Origin of the sequence: Streptomyces sp. NBC_01803, assembly GCF_035917415.1 — a bacterium.
In the GTDB taxonomy this organism is placed as follows: domain Bacteria; phylum Actinomycetota; class Actinomycetes; order Streptomycetales; family Streptomycetaceae; genus Streptomyces.
In genome coordinates this window covers 4,847,509-4,869,548 of sequence record NZ_CP109073.1, presented here as the reverse complement: position 1 = coordinate 4,869,548, position 22,040 = coordinate 4,847,509, and the positions used below count along the sequence as shown (strand labels likewise).

General features: G+C 74.2%; 18 protein-coding genes. 6 read left to right on the top strand and 12 right to left on the bottom strand.

The genetic code is table 11. The features are described 5' to 3' along the window. Nucleotides 1-5: 5 nt before the first annotated feature. The 8 genes from ftsW to rsmH are packed head-to-tail and all read right to left on the bottom strand — an operon-like array spanning nucleotide 6 to nucleotide 10,615. Complete coding sequence (gene ftsW, locus OIE51_RS22135) at nucleotides 6-1,355, bottom strand: putative lipid II flippase FtsW (RefSeq protein ID WP_326599503.1); 1,350 nt, start codon at nucleotides 1,353-1,355, stop codon at nucleotides 6-8. A gap of 40 nt (nucleotides 1,356-1,395) precedes the next feature. Further along, on the bottom strand, nucleotides 1,396-2,817 hold the full coding sequence (murD, locus tag OIE51_RS22130; protein ID WP_326599502.1) for a UDP-N-acetylmuramoyl-L-alanine--D-glutamate ligase: 1,422 nt from the start codon (nucleotides 2,815-2,817) through the stop codon (nucleotides 1,396-1,398). Continuing rightward, on the bottom strand, nucleotides 2,814-3,878 hold the full coding sequence (mraY, locus tag OIE51_RS22125; RefSeq protein ID WP_326599501.1) for a phospho-N-acetylmuramoyl-pentapeptide-transferase: 1,065 nt from the start codon (nucleotides 3,876-3,878) through the stop codon (nucleotides 2,814-2,816). The genes murD and mraY overlap by 4 nt, the downstream gene beginning before the upstream one ends. Then, nucleotides 3,875-5,314, bottom strand: coding sequence for a UDP-N-acetylmuramoyl-tripeptide--D-alanyl-D-alanine ligase (locus tag OIE51_RS22120; RefSeq protein WP_326599500.1), 1,440 nt, complete (start codon nucleotides 5,312-5,314; stop codon nucleotides 3,875-3,877). The genes mraY and OIE51_RS22120 overlap by 4 nt, the downstream gene beginning before the upstream one ends. Beyond that, nucleotides 5,311-7,011: a UDP-N-acetylmuramoyl-L-alanyl-D-glutamate--2,6-diaminopimelate ligase gene (locus tag OIE51_RS22115; protein WP_442811991.1), complete on the bottom strand. Its 1,701-nt coding sequence runs from the start codon at nucleotides 7,009-7,011 to the stop codon at nucleotides 5,311-5,313. The genes OIE51_RS22120 and OIE51_RS22115 overlap by 4 nt, the downstream gene beginning before the upstream one ends. 18 nt (nucleotides 7,012-7,029) lie before the next feature. Further along, a complete protein-coding gene (locus OIE51_RS22110; protein WP_326599498.1) occupies nucleotides 7,030-8,952 on the bottom strand; it encodes a peptidoglycan D,D-transpeptidase FtsI family protein in 1,923 nt (640 codons plus the stop codon). Then, complete coding sequence (locus OIE51_RS22105) at nucleotides 8,949-9,641, bottom strand: FtsB family cell division protein (protein ID WP_326599497.1); 693 nt, start codon at nucleotides 9,639-9,641, stop codon at nucleotides 8,949-8,951. The genes OIE51_RS22110 and OIE51_RS22105 overlap by 4 nt, the downstream gene beginning before the upstream one ends. Next, nucleotides 9,638-10,615: a 16S rRNA (cytosine(1402)-N(4))-methyltransferase RsmH gene (gene rsmH / locus OIE51_RS22100; protein ID WP_326599496.1), complete on the bottom strand. Its 978-nt coding sequence runs from the start codon at nucleotides 10,613-10,615 to the stop codon at nucleotides 9,638-9,640. Before rsmH ends, OIE51_RS22105 begins: the two co-directional genes overlap by 4 nt. A 231-nt stretch (nucleotides 10,616-10,846) precedes the next feature. Between rsmH and OIE51_RS22095 the strand changes: the two genes are divergently transcribed. From OIE51_RS22095 to OIE51_RS22080, 4 genes are all read left to right on the top strand, one after another. Next, a complete protein-coding gene (locus tag OIE51_RS22095) occupies nucleotides 10,847-11,362 on the top strand; it encodes a beta-class carbonic anhydrase (RefSeq protein ID WP_326599495.1) in 516 nt (171 codons plus the stop codon). A 117-nt stretch (nucleotides 11,363-11,479) separates the two neighbouring features. Continuing rightward, on the top strand, nucleotides 11,480-12,499 hold the full coding sequence (locus OIE51_RS22090; protein WP_442811990.1) for an AAA family ATPase: 1,020 nt from the start codon (nucleotides 11,480-11,482) through the stop codon (nucleotides 12,497-12,499). Further along, entirely contained in the window at nucleotides 12,500-13,855 is a 1,356-nt protein-coding gene (locus OIE51_RS22085) for a DUF58 domain-containing protein (protein WP_326599493.1), read from the top strand. It begins immediately after the preceding gene. A gap of 96 nt (nucleotides 13,856-13,951) precedes the next feature. Continuing rightward, entirely contained in the window at nucleotides 13,952-16,354 is a 2,403-nt protein-coding gene (locus OIE51_RS22080; protein WP_326599492.1) for a transglutaminase family protein, read from the top strand. A 317-nt stretch (nucleotides 16,355-16,671) separates the two neighbouring features. Here OIE51_RS22080 and OIE51_RS22075 read toward each other — a convergent pair whose 3' ends face one another. The 3 genes from OIE51_RS22075 to OIE51_RS22065 all read right to left on the bottom strand — a co-directional run bounded on the left by OIE51_RS22075 (nucleotide 16,672) and on the right by OIE51_RS22065 (nucleotide 18,648). After that, on the bottom strand, nucleotides 16,672-17,070 hold the full coding sequence (locus tag OIE51_RS22075; protein WP_326599491.1) for a DUF3040 domain-containing protein: 399 nt from the start codon (nucleotides 17,068-17,070) through the stop codon (nucleotides 16,672-16,674). 206 nt (nucleotides 17,071-17,276) lie between these two features. Further along, entirely contained in the window at nucleotides 17,277-18,074 is a 798-nt protein-coding gene (locus OIE51_RS22070; protein ID WP_326599490.1) for a class I SAM-dependent methyltransferase, read from the bottom strand. Between the two features lie 79 nt (nucleotides 18,075-18,153). Continuing rightward, a complete protein-coding gene (locus OIE51_RS22065; protein WP_326599489.1) occupies nucleotides 18,154-18,648 on the bottom strand; it encodes an SAV_6107 family HEPN domain-containing protein in 495 nt (164 codons plus the stop codon). 123 nt (nucleotides 18,649-18,771) lie between these two features. Here OIE51_RS22065 and OIE51_RS22060 point away from each other — a divergent pair, with 123 nt between their 5' ends. Next, a complete protein-coding gene (locus OIE51_RS22060) occupies nucleotides 18,772-19,386 on the top strand; it encodes a TetR/AcrR family transcriptional regulator (RefSeq protein ID WP_326599488.1) in 615 nt (204 codons plus the stop codon). Nucleotides 19,387-19,397: 11 nt separating this feature from the next. After that, nucleotides 19,398-20,813 carry a phytoene desaturase family protein gene (locus tag OIE51_RS22055; protein WP_326599487.1) on the top strand — a complete coding sequence of 472 codons (1,416 nt, stop codon included), beginning with the start codon at nucleotides 19,398-19,400 and terminating at the stop codon, nucleotides 20,811-20,813. Nucleotides 20,814-21,240: 427 nt separating this feature from the next. On the opposite strand, the gene OIE51_RS22050 is transcribed toward OIE51_RS22055, so the two are convergent. Next, nucleotides 21,241-22,038: a hypothetical protein gene (locus OIE51_RS22050; protein ID WP_326599486.1), complete on the bottom strand. Its 798-nt coding sequence runs from the start codon at nucleotides 22,036-22,038 to the stop codon at nucleotides 21,241-21,243. Between the last annotated feature and the right edge of the window lie 2 nt (nucleotides 22,039-22,040).

Here is a 22,040-nt window from a genome sequence, read left to right as displayed (position 1 = left end):
GAAATTCACCGCTCTCCGGACAGCGCCCTTCTCACGCGCCGTCCCATCGTCTTCCATCTGAGCCCGGGTCCCCGCATGGCCAGGGCGGCCCTGGCCGCCGGCTCGCCGCGCGCGAACGCGATCAGCAGTCCGACGGCGAACATGGTGGGCAGCAAGGCCGAACCCCCGTAGGAGAACAGCGGCAGGGGCACTCCGGCGATGGGCAGCAGACCCAGCACCGCGCCGATGTTGATCACGGTCTGGACCATGAGCCAGGCCGTCACCCCTCCCGCGGCATACCTCACGAAGGGGTCCTCCGTGCGTCCGGCCACGCGGATACCCGCATAGCCTAGAGCCGCGAAGAGTGCGAGCACCGACAGCGTACCCGCCAGGCCGAGCTCCTCTCCGGTGATGGCGAAGATGAAGTCCGTGTGCGGCTCCGGGAGTTCGCCCCATTTTTCCACACTGGCACCGAGCCCGGAACCGAACCACCCGCCCGAGGCCAGGGCGTAGATCCCGTGGACCGCCTGCCAGCAGCGGTCACCCTCGCCGGGATCGGTGGCGCCCATGCACGCCAGCCGGTCCATCCGGTGCGGGCTGGTGGCGATGAAGAGCGCGCCGAGCACGGCCGCGGCGGCCAGCACCCCGGCGAACAGCCGGGTGGGCGCGCCCGCCAGCCACAGCAGGCCGAAGAGGATGGCCGTCAGGATCATCACGGTGCCCATGTCGCCGCCGACCATGACCAGTCCGCAGACCAGCAGCGCGCCCGGGACGAGCGGGACCAGCAGGTGCCGCCACTGGGTCAGCAGCCGCTTGTCCCCCTTCCGGGCGAGCAGGTCGGCGCCCCAGAGCACGAGCGCCAGCTTGGCGAACTCGCTGGGCTGGAGCTGGAACGAGCCGCCGATCGCGATCCAGTTGGTGGACCCGTTGACCTCGACGCCGATGCCGGGCACCTGGACCAGGAGCAACAGGACGACGGAGAAGGCGAGGAACGGGTAGGTGAGAGCGCGCAGCAGCCGGACGGGCACCCGCGAGGCGAGGAACAGCAGGCCGGTGCCGAGGACGGCGGCCAGCAGCTGTTTGCGGAAGTAGAACGTGGCGGGCAGGTCGTAGCGGAGCGCCTGGATCTGGGAGGCGGAGAAGACCATCACCAGGCCGAGCAGGGTGATGAGCAGACCGGTGCCCATGATGACGTAGTAGGCCGTCAGCGGCCGGTCCCAGGCCCGCCGTGCGCGCGTGACGAAGCGGGGCGCGCGCGGGCGCGGGGGCGCGAACGTCCGGCGCGAAGCGGGCGCCACCCGCCACCGGGGTCCCGGGGCCCGGGCGACGCCCCTCTTCGCCGCGGCGGGCGGTGTCGCCCGGTGGTCAGCCGTCATCGTCGGCCCCTCCTTCGTCCCGCGCCGGCGAGTCCGCGGGCTACTGCTCTTCTCCTGCCAGGTCGCGGACGGCGGTGGCGAAGGCGTCGCCGCGCTCGTTGTAGTTCGTGAACATGTCCATCGAGGCACAGGCCGGAGCCATCAGGACGGTGTCCCCCCTGCGGGCGAGCCGGGCCGCCTCGCGCACTGCCGCCGCCATCGCCCCAGTGTCCGTCCGGGCGAGGTCCACGACCGGGACATCCGGGGCGTGTCGCGCCAGGGCCTCCGCGATGAGGTGCCGGTCGGCGCCGATGAGCACCGCGCCGCGCAGCCGCCCGGCGGCGCCCGCCACCAGGTCGTCGAACGCGGCGCCCTTGGCCAGCCCGCCGGCGATCCACACGACCGGCTCGTAGGCGCTCAGGGACGCCCGCGCGGCATGCGTGTTGGTCGCCTTGGAGTCGTCCACATAGGCCACGCCCGCCACGTCCGCGACGTGCGCGATGCGGTGGGCGTCGGGGCGGAAGGCGCGCAGGCCGTCCCGGACCGCGCGGGGCTCCACGCCGTAGGCGCGGGCCAGGGCGGCGGCGGCCAGGGCGTTGGCGATGTTGTGCGGGGCGGGCGGGTCGACATCGGAGACCTCGGCCAGCTCCTGGGCCCGGTGGCGCCGGTCGGGGACGAAGGCCCGGTCGACCAGGATGCCGTCCACGACGCCGAGTTCGGACAGGCCGGGGGCTCCCAGAGTGAAGGCGATGGCCCGGCAGCCCTCCGCCACGTCGGCCTCGCGGACCAGCGCCTCGGTGGCCGGGTCCGCGCCGTTGTAGACGCAGGCGACCCGGTTGCCCTCGTAGATCCGGCCCTTGTCGGCCGCGTACGCCGCCATCGAGCCGTGCCAGTCGAGGTGGTCGGGCGCGAGGTTCAGCACGGCCGCCGAGTGCGGGCGGACCGAGGGCGCCCAGTGCAGCTGGTAGCTGGACAGCTCCACGGCCAGCACGTCGTAGGGCGGGTCGGCCAGGACGGTGTCGATGATCGGGGTGCCGATGTTGCCGACGGCAGCGGTGCGCAGGCCCGCCGCGTCGAGGATGGCGGCGAGCATCCGCACCGTCGTGGTCTTGCCGTTGGTGCCGGTGACGGCGAGCCAGGGCGGCCCGTTCTCGCCGCGCAGCCGCCAGGCGATCTCGACGTCCCCGACGACCTCCACGCCGGCCGCCGCGGCGGCGGCGAACAGCGGGCTGTCCGGGCGCCAGCCGGGCGAGGTGACCACCAGCTCGGTGCCCTTGGGCAACGTCGCGCCGTCCCCGGGCCTGACCTCGACGCCGTCGGCGGCGAGGTCGGCGGCCAGGGCGCGCTGCCGCTCGCCGTCGCCCGCGTCCACGACCGTGACGTGGGCACCGAGCCGGGCCAGGGCGCGGGCGGCGCTGACGCCGCTCACGCCCAGCCCGGCGACGGTGACGCGCCGGCCGGTGAAGGACGGATGCGTGGTCACCAGTCCGCCACCCAGGTCCCGTAGAAGATGCCGATGCCGACGATGACGCACATGCCCTGGATGATCCAGAACCTGACCACGACCAGGACTTCGCTCCAGCCCTTGAGCTCGAAGTGGTGCTGGAGCGGCGCCATCTTGAACACGCGGCGGCCGGTGAGCCGGAAGGAGCCGACCTGGATCACCACCGACATGGTGATCAGGACGAACAGCCCGCCGAGGACGGCCATCAGCAGCTCGGTGCGGGAGACGATGGCCAGGCCGGCCAGCGCGCCGCCCAGGGCGAGGGAGCCGGTGTCGCCCATGAAGATCTTGGCGGGCGAGGTGTTCCACCACAGGAAGCCGAAGAGGGCGCCCATCAGGGCGGCGGCGACGATCGCGCCGTCGAGCGGATCGCGCACCTCGTAGCAGGAGGCCCCGGCGGTGGTGATGTCGGCGCAGGTCTGGCCGTACTGCCAGACACCGATGAAGACATACGCGCCGAACACCATCACGGACGCGCCGGTGGCCAGGCCGTCCAGGCCGTCGGTGAGGTTCACGCCGTTGGACATCGCCAGGATCATGAACAGCGCCCACAGCACGAAGAGCACCGGCCCGATGCTCCAGGCGAAGTCCTGGGTGAACGACAGGTGGGTGGAGGCCGGGGTGAGCTCGCGGGCGTCCTCGAAGTTCAGCGAGAGGATCGCGAAGGTGACGCCCACGATGAACTGGCCGAGCATCTTCGCGCCCGCCCGCAGGCCCAGGCTGCGCCGCCGGACGATCTTGATGTAGTCGTCCAGGAAGCCGACCAGGCCCATGCCGGCCATCAGGAACAGCACCAACAGCCCGGAGATCGTGGGCTGTTCGCTGGTCATGATCTTGGTGGCCGCGTAGGCGATCAGGGTGGCCAGGATGAACGCGATACCGCCCATGGTGGGCGTGCCGCGCTTGCTGTGATGGTCGCGAGGACCGTCGTCCCGGATGTACTGGCCGTAGCCCTTGCGGGCCAGCAGCTTGATGAGCAGCGGGGTCCCGATCAGGGTCAGGAAGAGTCCGATGGCACCGGAGAAGAGGATCTGCCTCATCGGGCGGCGACCTCGCCATCGACGGCGCCCGCCGCGTCGTCCGCGAGCTGGAGGGCCACACGCTCCAGGCCGACCGCCCTGGACGCCTTCACCAGCACCACATCTCCCGGCCGGAGCTCACCACGCAGCAACTCGACCGCTGCCTGAGCGTCGGACACGTGCACCGACTCCTCACCCCACGAACCCTCGTTCTTGGCGCCCATGTCCAGCCAGGCGGCCTCCCGGCCGCCCACCGACACGAGCCTGCTGACGTTGAGCCGGACGGCGAGCCGTCCCACCGCGTCGTGCTCGGCGAGAGCGTCGTCGCCGAGCTCGGCCATCCGGCCGAGCACCGCCCACGTGCGGCCCCCTCGGGCCCGGGCGGCTTCGCCCATGGCGGCGAGGGCGCGCAGCGCGGCCCGCATGGATTCGGGGTTGGCGTTGTAGGCGTCGTTGACGATGGTCACGCCGTCCGCTCGCTCGGTGACCTCCATCCGCCACTTCGAGAGCGGGCCCGCGGCGGACAGTGTTTCGGCGATCGCCGTCGCGGACATGCCTACCTCATGCGCCACAGCGGCAGCGGCAAGCGCGTTCGACACGTGATGCTCACCGTACAGGCGCATGGTCACATCGGCGCACCCGGTCGGGGTGCGCAGGCGGAACGACGGGCGGCCGTCGGCTGTCAGGCCCACATTGTCGGCCCGGATCGCGGCGTCCTCGGCCTCGCCGAAGAACAGCGTGCGGGCGGCCGTGCGGGCGGCCATGGCGCGCACCAGCGGGTCGTCGGCGTTGAGGACGGCCACGCCGCCGTCCTCGGCGGACGGCAGCGCCTCGACCAGCTCGCCCTTGGCGGTGGCGATGGCCTCCCGGCCGCCGAACTCCCCGATGTGCGCGGTGCCGACGTTCAGCACGAGGCCGATGCGCGGCGGCGTCAGCGAGGTGAGATAGCGGATGTGGCCGATGCCCCGGGCGCCCATCTCCAGCACGAGGAACCGGGTGGACTCCACGGCGCGCAGCGCGGTGAGCGGCAGGCCGATCTCGTTGTTGAACGAGCCCGGCGTCCAGACGGTCTCCCCGGTCCGCTCCAGGAGCTGGGCGATCAGGTCCTTGGTGCTGGTCTTCCCGGCCGAGCCGGTGAGCGCGACGACGGTGGTGCCCAGGCCGCCGACGGTGTGGCGGGCGAGCGCGCCGAGAGCGTCCGTGACGTCGTCCACCACGACGGCGGGCACGCCGACGGGACGGGTGGCCAGCACTGCCGCGGCGCCCGCGGCGACGGCGGAGACGGCGAAGTCGTGGCCGTCGACGTGCTCGCCGGGCAGCGCGGCGAAGAGTGAGCCGGGCTCGGTCAGCCTGGAGTCGATGACCACGGGCCCGGTGACGCGGGGTGGCGGCTCCGGTATGTCGTGCGGCTCTCCCCGCACGACCGTGATGAGCTCAGCAACGGAAAGGGGGATCACTGCAGCGGGCCTCGCCTGGCGTCGGTTCTCGGGGACGGGTGGGCATGCGAGCCGCGCTCGATGGCCGCGCGCAGCTCCTCACGGTCGTCGAAGGGCCGGATGACTCCGGCGATGTTCTGCCCCTGCTCGTGTCCCTTGCCGGCCACCAGGACGGTGTCGTCCGGCTCGGCGCGGGCCACGGCGGCGGCGATGGCGGCGGCGCGGTCCTCCTCGACCAGCACGGTGCCGCGTTCGTGGGCGGGGACCTCGGCGGCGCCGGCGAGCATCGCGGCGAGGATGGCGAGCGGGTCCTCGGAGCGGGGATTGTCCGAGGTGAGCACGGCGGTGTCGGCCAGCCGGGCGAGCGCGGCGCCCATCCGGGGCCGCTTGTGCGGGTCGCGGTCGCCACCGCAGCCGAGGACCGCGTGCACCCGGCCGCGGGTGACCTTGCGCAGGGCGTGCAGGACGGATTCGACGGCGTCCGGCTTGTGCGCGTAGTCCACGACGGCGAGGTACGGCTGACCGGCGTCGACCCGCTCCAGACGGCCGGGGACGCCGGGGACGTCGCCGATGCCGTCGGCGGCGGCCTGGGGGTCCAGGCCCGCGACGGCGAGGGCGGCGAGCGCGGCCAGGGAGTTGGCGACGTTGAACGCGCCCGGCAGCGGGGCGGCGCCCCGGACGCGGACGCCGCCGGGGCCGAGGGCGGTGAAGCGGGAGCCGAGCGGGCCGGTCTCGACGTCGACGACCCGCCAGTCGGCGTCCGGGTGGCCCTCGGCGGAGAAGGTGGTGATCGGGACGCCGGCCTCGCGGGCCAGCCGCCGGCCGTGCTCGTCGTCCAGGTTGACGACGCCCGCGCGGGCCCGCTCCGGGGTGAAAAGCCGCGCCTTCGTCCGGAAGTAGTCCTCCAGGTCCGGGTGGAAGTCGAGGTGTTCGGGGCTGAGGTTGGTGAAGACGGCCACGTCGAAGACGCAGCCGTCGACGCGGCCGAGGGCGAGCGCGTGGCTGGAGACCTCCATGGCGACGGCACGGACACCGCGTTCCCGCATGACCGCGAACAGGGCCTGGAGATCGGTGGCTTCGGGGGTGGTGCGCTCGGACTTGACGCGCTCGTCGCCGATCCGGGTCTCGACCGTGCCGATCAGCCCGGTGCCGCCGTCCTCCTTGGCGGCCCCCGCCTCCCCCGCGTCGTCCGGCTGCTCGGAGGCCCGGCGCAGCCCGCCCTCGATGAGGTAGGTGGTCGTGGTCTTGCCCGAGGTGCCGGTGACGCCGATCTGCAGGAGACCCCTGCCCGGGTCGCCGTAGACGGCGACGGCGAGCGCGCCCATCACGCCGCGCGGCTCGGCGACGGCCAGCACCGGCAGCCCGGTGGCGGCGGCGCGCTCGGCGCCCGCGGCGTCGGTGAGCACGGCGACGGCGCCGAGTCCGGCGGCCTGATCGGCGAAGTCCGCGCCGTGGAACCGGGCTCCGGGGAGCGCCGCGTAGAGGTCGCCGGGGCGGACCGCGCGCGAGTCGTGGGTGATGCCGGTGACGGACTCCTCGCCGCCGCTCTCGGGGACGGCCGTGCCCAGCAGCCGGGCCAGCTCCACCAGCGGCACGGGCCTGACGTGCTCGGGGCGGGGCGCCTGATGGGAGTGATCGGCGTGGGGCACGGCGGTGAGCGTACCGGGCGTGCCGGGGCTGGGGCGAAACGAGGTTGACCCGTCGGTGATGGTTCTCACGTGCACGTGCTCCGCTCGTCAGGCGTCGGGATCGAAGGTGACCGGCAGGCCGGAGAATTCCTCGCCGGTGGGGGGGACCTGGAGGGCGGCCAGGGAGAATCGCATGACCTCGTTGAAGATCGGGCCGCAGACGCCGCTGCCGGTGTAGCCGCCGGCGGTCGGGTTCTGCACGACGCAGTACACGGTGACGCGGGGGTCGTCGGCGGGGGCGAAGCCGGCGAAGGACGGGGTGTAGCCCTCGTAGCGACCGCTCTCCGGATCAACCCGGTTGGCGGTACCGGTCTTGCCCGCCACTCGGTAGCCGGGGATCTGGGCGGCGCTGCCGGTGCCGTCGGGGCTGGCGACGACGGTCTCCAGCATCTCGGTGAGCTGGTGCGCGGTGTCTTCGCTGACGACGCGGGTGCGCTCCGGCTCGGGCGCCGGCTCGTACTGACCGTCCGGGCCGGAGGTGCCGCGCACCAGGGTGGGGGTGACGCGCTCGCCGCCGTTGGCGATGGTCGAGTAGACGGAGGCGGCCTGGACGGCGTTGACGGACAGCCCCTGGCCGAACGGGATCGTGTACTGCTGCGAGGCGTCCCAGTCCTCGGGCGCGGCGAGGATGCCCGGCGTCTCGCCGGGGAAGCCGAGGCCGGTGGGCTGTCCGAAGCCGAAGGCGCGCAGGTAGGAGTGCAGGACCTCGTTGGCCTCGGGCTGGGTGTCGCCCAGCTCCTCGGCGGCGAGGATGGTGCCGATGTTGCTCGACTGGGCCAGGACGCCGGCGAGGGTGAGGTGGAGCGTCGGGTGGTCCGCGTGGTCGGCGAAGTTGCGGTCGGCGCGCGGCAGCCGGTTGGGCACGGTGACGTGGGTGTCGGGGGTGGCGGCCTCTTCCTCCAGCACGGCGGCCATGGTGATGACCTTGCTGGTGGAGCCCAGCTCGAAGGCGTCCTCCAGGGCGGGGTTGCCCAGGCCCTCGGCGTCGGTGGCCGCCATGTCGTTGGGGTCGTAGCCGGGCGCGCTGGCCAGGGCGAGGATCTCGCCGGTGGTGGTGTCCTGCACGACGACGTAGCCGCCGTCGGCCTCGGACTCCTCGACCTGCTCGGTGATGGCGTCCTGGGCGGCCCACTGGATGTCGCGGTCGAGGGTCAGCTCCATGTCGGTGCCGGGCACGGCGGGCTGTTCGTCCTCACCCGCGGTGGGAACGCGACGGCCGCCGGACTGGGCGTAGGTGATGGTGCCGTCCTCGCCGGAGAGCCGCTCGTCGTACTGGGCTTCGAGGCCGCCGCCGCCCTGGCCCTCGCTGTTGACGAACCCCAGGACGGCGGCGGCGAGCTCCTCGTTGGGGTAGACCCGCTTGCTGTTCTCCTCGGCGAAGACGCCGCCGAGCACCTGGGTGCCGGTGCCTTTGGCCGCCTGCTCGCTGAGGTTGCTCCGCAGGTCCTGGATCTGGCGCCAGGTCTGCGGGGTCTGCTGGCGGGCGAGGACGGCGTAGCGCGAGTCGGCGTCGTCCAGCAGGTCGGCCAGCTCGTCCTGGTCGCGGCCGAGGATGGGCGCGAGGAGGGCGGCGGCCTGTTCGGGGGCGTCGTCGACACCGGTCTCCTGCTCGGTGAAGAGGAGCGGATCGGCGGTGATGTCGTAGGAGTCGACCGTGGTGGCCAGGGCGGTGCCGTTGCGGTCGGTGATGTCGCCGCGCTGGGCGGCGAGCGGCACGGTGACGTAACGGTTGAGGGCCGCCTGCTCGGCGTAGGTGGCGGCGCCGACCGCCTGGACCTGGATCAGGCGGACGCCGAAGGCGAGCATGACCAGGGTCAGCCCGAGACCGATCAGGCGCAGGCGGGGGCGGGGACTGCCCAGGCGCAGCATGGCCGGGGTGGCCGGCTTGGGCGCGCCCGGCCTGGCGACGCGGACGGCGCGGACGGCGCCCGGCCTCGGCCGGCGGGGGCGCGGCGGCCCGGGGGTGGTCACGGTGTCTCCCCTTCCCCTGGTTCCCCTGGTTCCCCTGGTTCCCCTGGTTCCCCTGATCGGCCTTGCTCTTCGTTCCCGGTCCGGCCCTCGCCGGGAGGCGGGACGGCCGGGGGCACGGCGGTCTCCGTTCCGGCCGGGGCCGGCTCCGGCTCGTCCGTGGCGTCCGGCGTCCGCGCGGGACTCGCCGCGGCCGGCGCGGTCGTTCCGGCGGCCTCCCCCGGCTTCCCGGCGTCGGTCTGCTCCGCCGCCCGGGACTCGACGGCGTCCCCGCTCTCCCCGCTCTCCTCCGGCTCCGGCGGCGGCGGGGGCGGCGCGGGGGTGGGGTCCGTGTTGCCGAGGACGGTGCCGTCCGGACCGAGAAACGCGGGCGGGCCGCCGGGCACCATGCCCAGCTCCCGGGCGCGCTCGGCCAGCGCGTCCGGCGCCGAGTACCCGTCCACCTCGGCCTGCAGCCGCTGCTGCTCGTCGGTCAGCTCACGAGTCTCCCGGCGCAGCTCGCTGAGCTTGAAGGAGCCTTCGTTGAGCGAGGCGTTGAGCAGCAGCAGGGAGAGCATCCCGACCGCGAGCAGCAGCACGATCAGCAGGACGAACGGGGTGCGGGCGGCCGAGGAGGCCCGGGTCGGGACAAGGCCGGCCAGCCGGGCCAGGCGCGGGTGCGCGGACGGCCCCGGGGGGCGCGCGGGGCTCACCGGACGGCCTCCCTGACGCGCTCGGCGGCGCGCAGCCGGGCGGGGGCGGCGCGGCGGTTGTCCGCGATCTCCTCGGGGGTGGGCAGCTCGGCGCCCCGGGTGAGCAGACGGAACCTCGGCTGGTACTGCTCGGGGATGACGGGCAGACCCGCCGGGGCGGTGCTCTCCGCACCCTCGGCCAGCGCCCGTTTGACGAGCCGGTCCTCCAGCGACTGGTACGACAGCACGACGATCCGGCCGCCGATCGCGAGGGAGTCGAGCGCGGCGGGGACGGCGCGTTCCAGGGAGGCGAGCTCGCCGTTGACCTCGATGCGCAGAGCCTGGAAGGTGCGCTTGGCGGGGTTGCCGCCGGTCCGCATGGCGGCCTGGGGCAGGGCCTCGCGGATGAGCGCGACGAGCCGGGCGCTGCTGGTGATGGGCTCCCGGGCGCGCTGGCGGACGATCGCGTCGACGATGCGGCGGGCGAAGCGCTCCTCACCGTAGTGGCGCAGCACGCGGACCAGGTCACCGGGCGGGTAGGTGTTGAGGACGTCGGCCGCGCTGGGCCCGGTGGACTGGTCCATCCGCATGTCGAGCGGGGCGTCCTGCGCGTAGGCGAAGCCCCGATCGGCCTCGTCGAGCTGCATCGAGGAGACGCCGAGGTCGAACAGGACACCGGCCACCCGGGGCACCCCGAGCCGGGCGAGGACGACGGGAAGCTCGTCGTAGACCGCGTGGACCAGCGTCGCCCGGTCGCCGTAGGGGGCGAGGCGTTCGCCGGCCAGCCTCAGGGCCGCCGGGTCGCGGTCGAGGGCGATCAGCCGGAGGGAGGGAAAGGTGGCCAGCAGCGCCTCGCTGTGGCCGCCGAGACCGAGAGTGCAGTCGACGGCGACGGCGCCCGAGCCGTGCAGCGCGGGACCCAGCAGGTCCAGGCAGCGCTGGAGCAAGACGGGGCGGTGCCGGGCTTCCGGCGGCCGGTCGTTGCTGGTCGTCATGCGCCTTCCGAGAGGGGAGGTGAGGCAGGTGGCGGGCGAAGACGGCGGCCTGGTGCACGCCTCCCAGTCCGCGTCACATTAGCCCACCAGTTTTCCCGGTCAATCACTGAGGTTGATCGCGTGCGGCGTTTCGCGTCGCGGCCGCGCGCCCCCGGCGCGCCGGTACGATTGTGAGCCGCATCACTCAGTTCAGGGGGGCGGGCTCGGCAGGCCCGTATTACCTTCACAGGCATGTCTCATACGGTTACAGACGAGCTTGTCGCAGCCAACAGACAGTACGCCGAGGCGTTCACCGACCCGGGCATGGACGCGCACCCGGTGCGCAATGTGGCCGTCGTCGCCTGCATGGACGCACGGCTCGACCTCCACGCCGCCCTCGGTCTCTCGCTGGGTGACTGTCACACCATACGCAACGCGGGTGGCGTCGTGACGGACGACGTCATCCGATCCCTGACGATCAGTCAGCGCGAGCTCGGCACGAAGGCCGTCGTACTCATCCACCACACCGGCTGCGGCCTGCTCGGGCTCTCCGAGGAGTGGCGGCACGAACTGGAGCTGGAGGTCGGCCAGAAGCCCTCGTGGGCCGTCGAGTCGTTCCGGGACCTCGACCAGGACGTCCGGCAGTCCATGGCCCGCGTGCGCACCTCCCCTTTTCTCCCGCACACTGATGACGTACGCGGTTTCGTGTTCGATGTGACAACCGGTCTGCTCCGCGAAATTGACCCGGAGAGCACCCCCGCCTCGTGATGTGCGCTCCCCGTAGTGTGAAGAATGCTGCGGGGAGGCAACCATCCGGGGCCGTTCGGGTGTCGCGGTCATCGACGTGTTGTTCAGTGGGACCGCGGCGACGTGTCGGGCCGGGGCATGGGACGAGGGGCCGAGGAGGGCCGGGTGACGACCTATGAGGAGCACACCAAGCTCACCGATCTGAGCGCCACGGCGGATGCGGTACGCCGCGCCGTGGAGAGCGTGATCGAGGGCAAGCCGGAGGTCGTGCGGCTCTCGATGACCGTTCTGCTCGCGGGAGGGCACCTGCTGCTCGAGGACGTGCCCGGCGTGGGCAAGACGATGCTGGCGAAGGCGCTGGCGAAGTCCATCGACTGTTCGGTGCAGCGCATCCAGTTCACGCCGGACCTGCTGCCGTCGGACATCACCGGTGTCAGCGTCTACGACCAGCAACGCAAGGAATTCGAGTTCAAGCCGGGCGCGGTGTTCGCTCAGATCGTCATCGGGGACGAGATCAACCGCGCCTCGCCCAAGACCCAGTCCGCGCTGCTGGAGGCGATGGAGGAGCGGCAGGTCACGGCGGACGGCAGCACGTACGGGCTGCCGTCGCCGTTCATGGTCATCGCGACCCAGAACCCGGTCGAGATGGAGGGCACCTACCCGCTTCCCGAGGCTCAGCGCGACCGGTTCATGGCCCGGGTGTCGATGGGATATCCGAGCCCCGAGGCCGAGCTGCGGATGCTGGAGTCGCACGGCGGGATCTCGCCGCTGGACGCGCTGCGGCCCGCCGCGCACGCCGACGACATCGTGAAGCTGATCGAGACCGCGCGCGAGGTCCACGTGTCGGACGCCGTGCGGCGGTACGCGGTGGATCTGACCACGGCCACCCGCAACCACCCCGAGCTGCGGCTCGGGGCCTCGCCACGGGCCACGCTCCACCTGCTGCGCGCCGCGAAGGCGGCGGCGGCGCTGGCCGGGCGCGGCTTCGTGCTGCCCGACGACGTCCAGCACCTGGCGGTGCCGGTGCTGGCCCACCGGCTGCTGCCGTCCGCGCAGGCGCAGCTCAACCGGCACACCACGGAGCAGTTCGTCACCGACATCCTGCGCCGCATCTCGGTGCCCGATCCGTACGCCGCCCAGCGGCTGCGGGGCTTCTAGATGGCGGGGTCCGGCTCGCCCGCCGCCGGCTCGCCCGCCGCCGGCCCGGGCGGTGGCGGCCCGGGCGGTGGCGGCCCGGGCGGTGCCGAGGACGACCGGGGGCCGCTGCGGGCGGCGTTCGGCGGACTGACCACGCGCGGCCGGTCGTTCCTGGCGGCGGGCGGCGCCGCCGCCGTCTGCGCCTACACCCTCGGGCAGCCCGACCTGTTGCGCGTGGGCATGCTGCTGGCCGCGCTGCCGGTGCTGTGCGTGCTGGTGCTGCACCGCACCCGCAGCCGGGTGGCCGCCGCGCGCCGGCTCACGCCGGCCCGGGTGCCGGCGGGCAGCGAGTCGCGGGTGCACCTGCGGGTGGAGAACGTGGCCCGGGTCCCCAGCGGACTGCTGCTGCTCCAGGACCGGGTGCCGTATGTGCTGGGGCCCCGACCCCGGTTCGTGCTGGACCGTATCGAGCCCGGCGGGCGCCGCGAGGTGACCTACCGGGTCCGCTCCGACCTGCGCGGCCGTTACCCGCTGGGGCCGCTGCAGCTCCGGCTGGCCGATCCGTTCGGGATGGTGGAGCTGAGCCGGTCGTTCAACGCCTTCGACGTGATGACCGTGCTGCCGCGCATCGAGGAGCTGCCCCCGGTGCGGCTGGGCGGCGACAGCAGCGGCCACGGCGACGGTCGGCGGCGCGCGATCTCGGTGGCCGGCGACGACGACATCATCCCCCGCGACTACCGGCACGGCGACGACCTGCGCCGCGTGCACTGGCGGTCGACGGCACACCGCGGCGCGCTGATGGTGCGGCGCGAGGAGCAGCCGCTCAAGGCCCGCTGCACGGTGCTCCTCGACACCAGGCGCCGCGGGTACGTCGGCTCGGGGCCGGAGTCGCCCTTCGAGCGGGCCGTGTCGGGGGCCGCGTCGGCCGTCGCGCACGTGGCGGCCCAGGGGTACTCGGTGCGGCTGCTGACCGACACCGGGACGCTGCTGCCCGGCCCGAACACCGAGGCGTCCGATCCCTCGGAGGTGACCGGGCTGATCCTGGACAGCCTCGCGGTCATGGCCCACTCGGCGTGCGACGGGCTGGACGGCGCCCAGGCGGCGCTGCGCGGCGGGGACGGCGGGCTGCTGATCGCGTTCGTCGGCGCGCTGGATGTCGAGCAGGTCGCGGTGCTCGGCCGGCTGCGGCAGCGCGCCGGGAGCGCGGTGGCGTTCGTGGCGGCGGGCCAGCTCGACGCGGCCCACGAGGCGGACCGGCTGGGCGCGCTGCGCGAGGCGGGCTGGACGGCGCTGTCGCACCACCCCGGCGTTCCGCTGGCCCGGCTGTGGCAGCGGGCCGCGAGGGAGCTGTCGGGCTCCGGCCGGGGGCCGTACTGAGCGGCCGGACGGGCCGGGTGGGGACCGCGGGAGCCGGTGTGGTCGTGGGAGCCGGACGGGCCGGCCGGAGCGGATGGGCCGGATGAGCCGGATGAGATGGACGGGGAGATGAACGGCCTGATGGACGGCAGGGTACGCATCGCCTGCGCCGCGTGGCTGGCCACGCTGGCCGCGGCCGGGGCGCTGCTGCCGCTGATCGACGGCGCGGACTGGCTGCTCCGGGCCGGACTCCTACTCACCGCGCAGACGGCCGCCGGGATGCTCACGCGCTGGCGCGGGGTGCCCGCGGCCGTGGCCGTCGGGGCGCAGGCGCTGGTGTCGCTGCTGCTGCTCACCCTCGTGTGCGCCCGGGAGTACACGGTGGCCGGCCTGCTGCCGGGGCCGTCGGCTTTCGACCACTTCGGCCGGCTGATGACGGCCGGCGCGGAGGACATCGGCGACTACCCGGCGCCCGCTCCGGCGACCGACGGCATCATGCTGCTGGTCTTCGGCGGCGTGCTGCTCATCGGGCTGCTGGTCGATCTGCTCGCGGTGACCCTGCGCAGCGCGGCCTCGGCCGGGCTGCCGCTGCTCGCGCTGTACTCGGTGGCCGCCGGAGTCGCCCAGGAGGACGCGGGCTGGCCGTACTTCGTGGCCGCGGCGGCCGGCTATCTGGTGCTGCTGCTGACCGAGGGGCGGGACCGGCTGGGCCGGTGGGGCCGCTTCTTCACCGGGCCTGGACACGGACGCCGGATGGCGCCGAACGACCACGGGCCGACCGCCGGGCCCCGGGGGCGGGCGGGCCGCCGGATCGGCGCGGTGACACTCGGCGTCGCGGTGTTCGCGCCGTCACTGCTGCCGTCGCTGGGCGGAGGGCTGTTCGACCTGGACGGCGAGGACGGCCCGGGCTCGGGCGGCTCGGCGGCGGTCACCTCGGTGAACCCGGTGATCGCGCTCCAGGACCAGCTCAACCGGCCGCAGAACCAGCGCCTCCTCACCTACCGCACCGACAGCCCGCAGCCGTCGGAGACGTATCTGCGGCTGGTGGCGCTCGACGAGTTCGACGGCACGGAGTGGCGCTCCTCGCAGCGGCACGAGGCCACGCCGCCCGCGCCGCCGTGGCCGGTGTTCGGGCTGACGGCCACCGTGCCGACGACCGAGGTGTCCACCGTGATCGAGGCGGAGGACACCTACCGGCAGACGTCGCTGCCCGTTCCGTATCCCGCCCAGTGGATCGAGACGGACGGCGACTGGCTCTTCGACCGGGGCTCGCAGACGCTGGTGGCGGGCGGTGGCGGGTTGTCCACGCAGGGCCGCACCTACGAGGTGCGGCATCTGCTGGTGGCGCCCACCGCCGCGCAGCTCTCCGACGCGCCGGAGCCGGCGCCGGAGATCACCGAGTACTACACGCGGGTCCCGGAGGACCTGCCCGCGGTGGTCCACCGGACGGCACAGGAGGTCACCACGGAGGCCGCCGACGACTACGAGCGCGCCGTCGCGCTCCAGACCTGGTTCACCCGCGGGGGCGGCTTCCGCTACGACACCGACGTGGAGTCGGGCACCGGCACCGAGGCGATCGCCAGGTTCCTGGAGGACCGGGAGGGGTTCTGCGTCCACTTCGCCTTCACCATGGCCGCCATGGCCCGCACGCTGGGCATCCCGGCCCAGGTGGCGGTCGGCTTCACGCCGGGCGTCCGGCAGCCCGACGGCAGCTACGAGGTGGGCATACACAACGCGCACGCCTGGCCCGAGCTGTACTTCGAGGGCGTGGGCTGGGTCCGCTTCGAGCCCACGCCCGGCCAGGGCAGCCTCCCCCCGTACAGCCGGCCCGAGGGCCGGGAGCCGGGCCGGAACGGCCCGGACGAGCCCGGGGACGCCGAGCCGAGCCCCTCGCAGCCCGCGCCCAGCCCCTCGGCCGACGCGCCGGACCGGTGCGACCCAGCTGACGGCGACTGCGAGGACCGGCCCCGGACCCCGGAGGACGACACGGACGAGGCGGGGCTGCCGGTCTGGCCGGTGATCTGGACCGGCGGCGGGCTGCTGGCCAGCTGCCTGGCGGTCGGCCCGCTGCTGTGGCGCTCCCGGGTCAGGGCACAGCGACTCCTGCCCGACGCGGGACCGCTGCCGGCCTGGCGCGAGCTGATGGACAGTGCCTGGGACCACGGCATCACGCCCCTGGCGTCGGAGACGCCGAGACAGGCCGCGCAGCGCATCGTGCGGGTGGCCGGACTGACCGGCGAACCGGCCGAGGCGGTGGCGCGGGTGGCGGTGGCCGTGGAGGAGGAGCTGTACGCCCCGCACGGGGCCCGCCCGGAGCGACGGCTCGTCCACGACGTACGCACGGCGCGGAACGGACTGCGCGACGGCGCGGGACGGCTCACCCGGCTACGAGCACTGCTGCTGCCCCGCTCCGTCCAGCGGGTGACGCGAGCGGCGACGGACCGCCGAATCACCGCCACCACCCGGCTGAAGGCCCGCCTGACCCGCCTGACAACCCACCTCCCCCGGCGCCGAGCCTGACACCCCCCGTGGCACGGCAGGGAGCCGCGGGACGGACCCGCCGTCGTGCAGCGCCCCGCACGCACCGGCTCATCCACACCCTGCGCATGCGGCGACTCATCCGCGACACGCGCGTCGCACGGGACGGCTGCCGGCGGCGACCCGAGCGCCGGGACGGCACCGCCGTCCGGCCGGGGACACCGCTGACGCACCTCGCGGCCCGCCCCCCGGCGGTGAGTCCCACGCCCGCCCGGAGCGACGGCTCGCGGGCGGCGGGCGAGTGCATGAGCGAGGGGCCGCCCGGAGATCCGGGCGGCCCCTCGCTCATGTCTGATGTGTCAGTCGTCCCGCTCTTCGCGGCGTCGCTGCCAGCGCTCCTCGATCCGGGTCATCATCGAACGGCGCTGCCGCTGACGCGGCTGCCGACGGCCCGAGCCGGCCGTGCGGGGCGGGGTGGCACCGGCCGGCGGCGTCCTGCGCCAGCCGGTCACGGCGACGACGGCGCAGCCGAGCATGACCAGGAATCCCACCACGCTGAGGGCGATGAACTGGGCGACCATGCCCCCCATGAGGAGGCTGATGCCCACCAGGAAGCCGACGATCGCCTGATAGACCCGCTTGCGGGTATAGGTGCGCAGCTCGGTGCCCTCAAGAGCTGTCGCGAATTTGGGATCTTCGGCGTACAGCGCGCGCTCCATCTGTTCGAGCATGCGCTGCTCGTGGTCCGAGAGCGGCACGGAGTCCTCCTACTCGTCGGTCGCGGTGGCGACCCGATCCGACTCTTCAAGGATAGGCAGGGATGCCTCCCTGTGAAACCCACCCCTGTACGCCAATTTCGCCCACCACACCCGGCTTCCAGGCCCCGCGGGGGATGAAAAAGACTTTCCCTCGCGGGCCCAGGATCATGCCGCAGGGCTCTTCCCTGATGATACGAGGAAGCGCGCTACTGGTCGCCCGGAAGCTCGGCCAACACATGAAGCTGACCTGCGATGGCCTGAAAGGCGGGCCGCGCGGCGGCCTCCGTCTCCAGCCGGGTCAGCGCCTGGAGCGCGTCGGGCTCGGTGTCGACCAGCGACCCCGGCACCAGATCGGCGAAGATGCGGACGCCGTGCACCTCGCCGGGGACCAGCCCCGCCCCGGCCACCAGCGATGTGAGCTCCGCCACGGTGAACCGCTGCGGCACCGGGTCCGCCGCGCCCCAACGTCCGGCCGGGTCCGCCAGCGCGTGCCTGGCTTCCGTGAAGCGCCCGGCCAGCGCCCGCGCGAGCACCGCGCCGCCCACCCCGGCCGCGAGCAGGCTCAGCGTGCCGCCCGTGCGGCGCAACACGCCGGTCACGGCCCGCAGCGCCACGGCCGGGTCGTCCACCCGCTCCAGCACGCCGTGGCAGAGCACCATGTCGTATCCTGCGCGGCCGACGACGTCGAGCAGGTCCTGCGTGTCCCCCTGCACACCGCCCACACGGTCGGCCACGCCTTCCTCGGCGGCCCGCCGCTCCAGGGCGAAGAGCGCGTCCGGGCTGGGGTCCACCACGGTGACGCGATGCCCGAGCCCGGCCACGGGGACGGCGAAACGCCCGCTGCCCCCGCCCAGGTCCAGCACGTCGAGCGTCGGCCTCGCCGCGGCTTCGGCGCGATGCCGCAGCGCCTCGCGCAGCACCTCCCACACCACGCCCGCGCGCAGCACGGCGTGCGGACCCGACAACGGTCCCCCCGCGGCACGGACCCTCGGCTGTGACGGCATGGCGGGTGGCTCCTCGGTGCGCGGTGTGCGATGGCCGCTACGTGCGTGCGGCGTGCCCGGTGGAGCGGGCTTCACCACCCTACTTCGCGGCGGACCCGCCCCCGGACTCCGACGGCGTGGGACCGCCCAGGCGGTCCGGCCGCGGCACCGGCCGACGCAGCAGCATCTCCTCGACCAGGCGCAGGAAGAAGCCGCCCGCCCGGCGCAGGTCGTCCGCGTCACCACGGGTGGCCACCCCGCGGATGCCCGCCTCTATCCGGGCCCGCCGCTCGGCGCTCGCGGCGAACAGCACGCTCCACTCGGCCAGCTCGGGCGCTATCTCCGGCAGCACCTCCCACACGCTGCGGATCCGGCGCCGGCCACGGGCCGTCGGCTCGGGCCGGCCACGCACGGCGAGCACGGCCGCGGCGGCGCGCAAGGCGGCCAGGTGGGCCGCCACGTACGCCTCGCCGGGGTCGGACAGCGAGGCCGCCTCGCCCAGACCGCGCTCGGCCTGCGCGAGGAGGTCGAGGGCGGCGGGCGTCGGGGGCACCCGGCGCGGCACGGGGTGCACATCGGTCGGGAGTCCGGTCATGACGAACCTCCGTAAAGGTGCGACGATTCTGCGCGGTATGCGCGTCTGTGCACATGGTGAGCCATGGCACTGACAATTCCTCCGGAGTGCGCCGCGGCGGTGGCCCCGGTGGAGAATCCCCCCATGACACCCACGAGCACCCGGCGCGGTGCGACCCGGCAGCGCCTCTACGACGCGGCCGTCACCCTCATCGCCGAACAGGGCTTCTCCTCCACCACCGTCGACCAGATCGCCGAACGGGCGGGCGTGGCCAAGGGCACGGTCTACTACAACTTCGCGAGCAAGACCGAGCTGTTCGAAGACCTCCTCCGCGACGGCGTCGCGCCCCTGACCGAGACGCTGCGCACGGCCGCCCGGTCGGCGTTCGCCGAGGGCGGCGGCGCGGCCGACGCCCTGGAGGCGATGGCGGCGGCCGGCCTCGACTTCGTCATATCCCAGCCGGACTTCACGCGACTGCTCGTGGCCGAGCAGTGGCGCACGAACCGCTCCTGGCAGCCCACTCTCCTCGATGTGCACCGGCAGTTGTCCGGGGTGATCGAGGAAGTGCTCCAGGAGGGCGTGAAGTCCGGCGAGTTCAGCGGCGCGCTCGACATCCAGATCACGGCGGGCGCGCTGGTCGGGATGGTGGTCGTCGGCGCGCTCGACTGGCAGTCCTTCCACCCCGGCCGTTCCTTAGAGGACGTGCGCACCGCCCTCTCCCCCCTGCTCCGAGGCGGCCTCACCAGGGGCTCCGGGTAAGGTTTCGGCCCATGGCACGCATCGTGGTGGTCGGCGCCGGCATGGGCGCCATGGCTGCCGCCGCCCGGCTGGCCACGGCGGGCCACCGGGTGACGGTGGTCGAGCGCGGCGACACCCACGGCGGCGCGCTGGGCCGCCGGGAGCGCGACGGGTTCGCGTTCGACACCGGTCCCGGGCTGCTCCACTTCCCCGCCGTCTGGCGGGATCTCTTCATCAAGACCGGCCGGGAAGAGCTGGCCGAGTGCGTCTGCCTCACCCGGGTGGATCCGGCGGTGGAACACCGCTTCGCCGACGGCACCGCCGTTCTGCTGCCCGCCGCCCTCGGCGGTGTGCGCCAGGCGCTGGACGCGGCCCTCGGCGCCGGTTCCGGCGGGCGCTGGGCCGACCTCCTCGGCCGCGCCCGGCAGACGTGGGAGGCGACCCGCCGCCCGCTGCTGGAGGAGCCGCTGACGGACCCCCACCGGCTGGCCCCGTTCGCCGACGACCCCTTCCCCGCCCTCCCCCGCGGCCCCCTCCGCCGCCGCGCGCAGGCCCCGGCCCTGGCCGGACTGGCCCGCCGCGAGCTGCGCGACCCGCGGCTGGCCGCGATGCTGACCGGCGTCGTCCAGGACTACGGCTGCGACCCCGCGACGTCCCCGGCCGGCGCGGCGATCCTCGCCTACGCGGAGCAGACGTTCGGCACCTGGTACCCGGCCGGCGGGATGCGGGCGCTGGCCGACGCCGTGTACAGGCGCTGCCTGGACCGGGGCGTGGAGTTCGTGTTCGGGGCGCCGGCCGCCCGGATGCTGGCGGTCGACGGCCGCGCGGCGGGCGTCGAACTGGACGACGGCACGCGGCTGTCGGCCGACTCGGTGGTGTGGGCGGCGGCGGGCGTCGGGCAACCGCCGTCCGGCGCCAGCCGGTTCACGCTCCTGCTGGCGCTGCGCGGCGCGCGCCCGGCCGGCACGCCGCACCGCACGCTGCTGCACGCCGAGGGCCTGACGGTCTCCGTGCTCCGCCCCGACGACCCGTCGCTGCGCCCCGGCCCGGACCACGAGACGGCGGTGCTGTCCGCGCTGGTCCCGGCGGTGGGCACGGGCCCGGTGGACTGGACGGCCCCCGGCACGGCCGAGGACTTCACCGAACGGCTGCTGACCGCCGCCGACACGGCCGGTCTCGGCCTGCGGCCGAGAATCCTGTGGCACGAGGCCCGCACGCCGGTCGACGTCGAGCGCCAGACGGGCGTGCCGGGCGGCACGATCGCGCCCCCCGCCCTCGCGGGCCGGTCCGGCGCGTTCCTGTCGGCCCCCAACACCGGCCGCCTGCCCGGCGCTTACCGGGCCGGCGGCCTGGCCCACCCCGGCGGCGGCCTGGCGCACACGGGCATGTCCGGCGCGCTGGCCGCCGGCCTGATCGTCGAGGGCCCGGACTGGCGCGGCTCGTACTAGGGCCCGCTCTCCAGGTCCCCGTGGACAGGCCGGGGCTCCTCCGGACACCCGGCCGGCGAGGCGGCGGATCGCGGCTCGTACGTGGCCGCACACGCGCGTGGCGGCTGACGACCGCCTCGGCCCCTGGTGTTCCGCTCCCGCTCCGGGCGCGCTCGCCGGGTGCCCGGCCGCGCGGAGCCGGCGCGGGGAGCGGATCGCCCCCGTCAGATCCGCGGGGAAGGCCCTCGGTGCCCGTCTTCGACGAGGCCGGACGCCGCCTTGGAAGGCGGCTCCTCAAGCGCGTCGCGGAAGCCGGCAGAGGCACCATTCCGGCCATGATCGAAGGTGACGCCCAGCCCCTTATGTGCCGATGTGGCGTGGCTGTCGACCTGCTCTCGAAGGCGTCCCGGAAGGGGATCGACGGCCATCCGGCGGTCCCGCACACGCTTCAGTACCGCTGGTCGTCCGTGTAGTAGTAGCCCGACGGGTCGTAGCCGCCCTGCTGCGGGTGCTCCTCCGGCGGCGGGTAGCCGTATCCGTCCGTCTCCTGCGGAGCCGTCTCGCGCTGGTGCGGCATCCAGACACCGCCGGGCGGGGTCTCCTGGTAGTACGGGTAGTCCGTCGCGTACGTCGTCGTGTGCTGCGGTGCCGCCGCGTACTCGTCCCAGGGCTGGGCGTCGGCCACCACGGTGTACGGGTCCGCGTAGGAGGCGGCCGGGTCGTAAGTCTCCTGCTGGTACGGATCGGCCGCCGCGTAATCGCCCGCCGCGACCGGCTCCGGCCCGTGGGGCCGCTGCTCGGCGTATATCTCGTCGGCCGCGTACGCCTCGAAGCCTCCGGCCGGGGTGTCGTCGCCCGGCTCCGGGCCGAGCCCCAGCGTCATCTCCTGCGTCATGTCCGGTGCGGCGTCCGGGAGCGGCGGCACCGGCGGCGCGGGGCTCATCGGGGCGGCGGCCGAGCGGCCCGGGCGGCGGCGCCTGCTGGTGCCGGGCTTGCCGCCCAGCGCCCAGCCGGTGGAGAAGCCGCGCCGGAAGGACAGCGTCACGAACGTCTGGCCGGTCGCGAAGGCGATCGTGCCCAGCGCGATCACGAACACCGAGGACATCAGCACACCGAGCACCACACCGAGGAAGCCGGAGAACGCCAGCAGACGCCAGCGCAGCCGCGCCTTGTACTGGAGCAGGACTTCACCGAGCAGCCACAGGGCCACAATCCCGAACGCGATGTAGAGGACCGTCCAGCCCATGT

Excerpts from the sequence above, each read along its gene's own strand:
- ftsW (WP_326599503.1), bottom strand. The coding sequence starts at position 1,355 with ATGACGGCTGACCACCGGGCGACACCGCCCGCCGCGGCGAAGAGGGGC.
- mraY (WP_326599501.1), bottom strand. The coding sequence starts at position 3,878 with ATGAGGCAGATCCTCTTCTCCGGTGCCATCGGACTCTTCCTGACCCTG.
- rsmH (WP_326599496.1), bottom strand. The coding sequence starts at position 10,615 with ATGACGACCAGCAACGACCGGCCGCCGGAAGCCCGGCACCGCCCCGTC.
- OIE51_RS22095 (WP_326599495.1), top strand. The coding sequence starts at position 10,847 with ATGTCTCATACGGTTACAGACGAGCTTGTCGCAGCCAACAGACAGTAC.
- OIE51_RS22090 (WP_442811990.1), top strand. The coding sequence starts at position 11,480 with ATGGGACGAGGGGCCGAGGAGGGCCGGGTGACGACCTATGAGGAGCAC.
- OIE51_RS22085 (WP_326599493.1), top strand. The coding sequence starts at position 12,500 with ATGGCGGGGTCCGGCTCGCCCGCCGCCGGCTCGCCCGCCGCCGGCCCG.
- OIE51_RS22080 (WP_326599492.1), top strand. The coding sequence starts at position 13,952 with ATGGACGGGGAGATGAACGGCCTGATGGACGGCAGGGTACGCATCGCC.
- OIE51_RS22070 (WP_326599490.1), bottom strand. The coding sequence starts at position 18,074 with ATGCCGTCACAGCCGAGGGTCCGTGCCGCGGGGGGACCGTTGTCGGGT.
- OIE51_RS22065 (WP_326599489.1), bottom strand. The coding sequence starts at position 18,648 with ATGACCGGACTCCCGACCGATGTGCACCCCGTGCCGCGCCGGGTGCCC.
- OIE51_RS22060 (WP_326599488.1), top strand. The coding sequence starts at position 18,772 with ATGACACCCACGAGCACCCGGCGCGGTGCGACCCGGCAGCGCCTCTAC.
- OIE51_RS22055 (WP_326599487.1), top strand. The coding sequence starts at position 19,398 with ATGGCACGCATCGTGGTGGTCGGCGCCGGCATGGGCGCCATGGCTGCC.
- OIE51_RS22050 (WP_326599486.1), bottom strand. The coding sequence starts at position 22,038 with ATGGGCTGGACGGTCCTCTACATCGCGTTCGGGATTGTGGCCCTGTGG.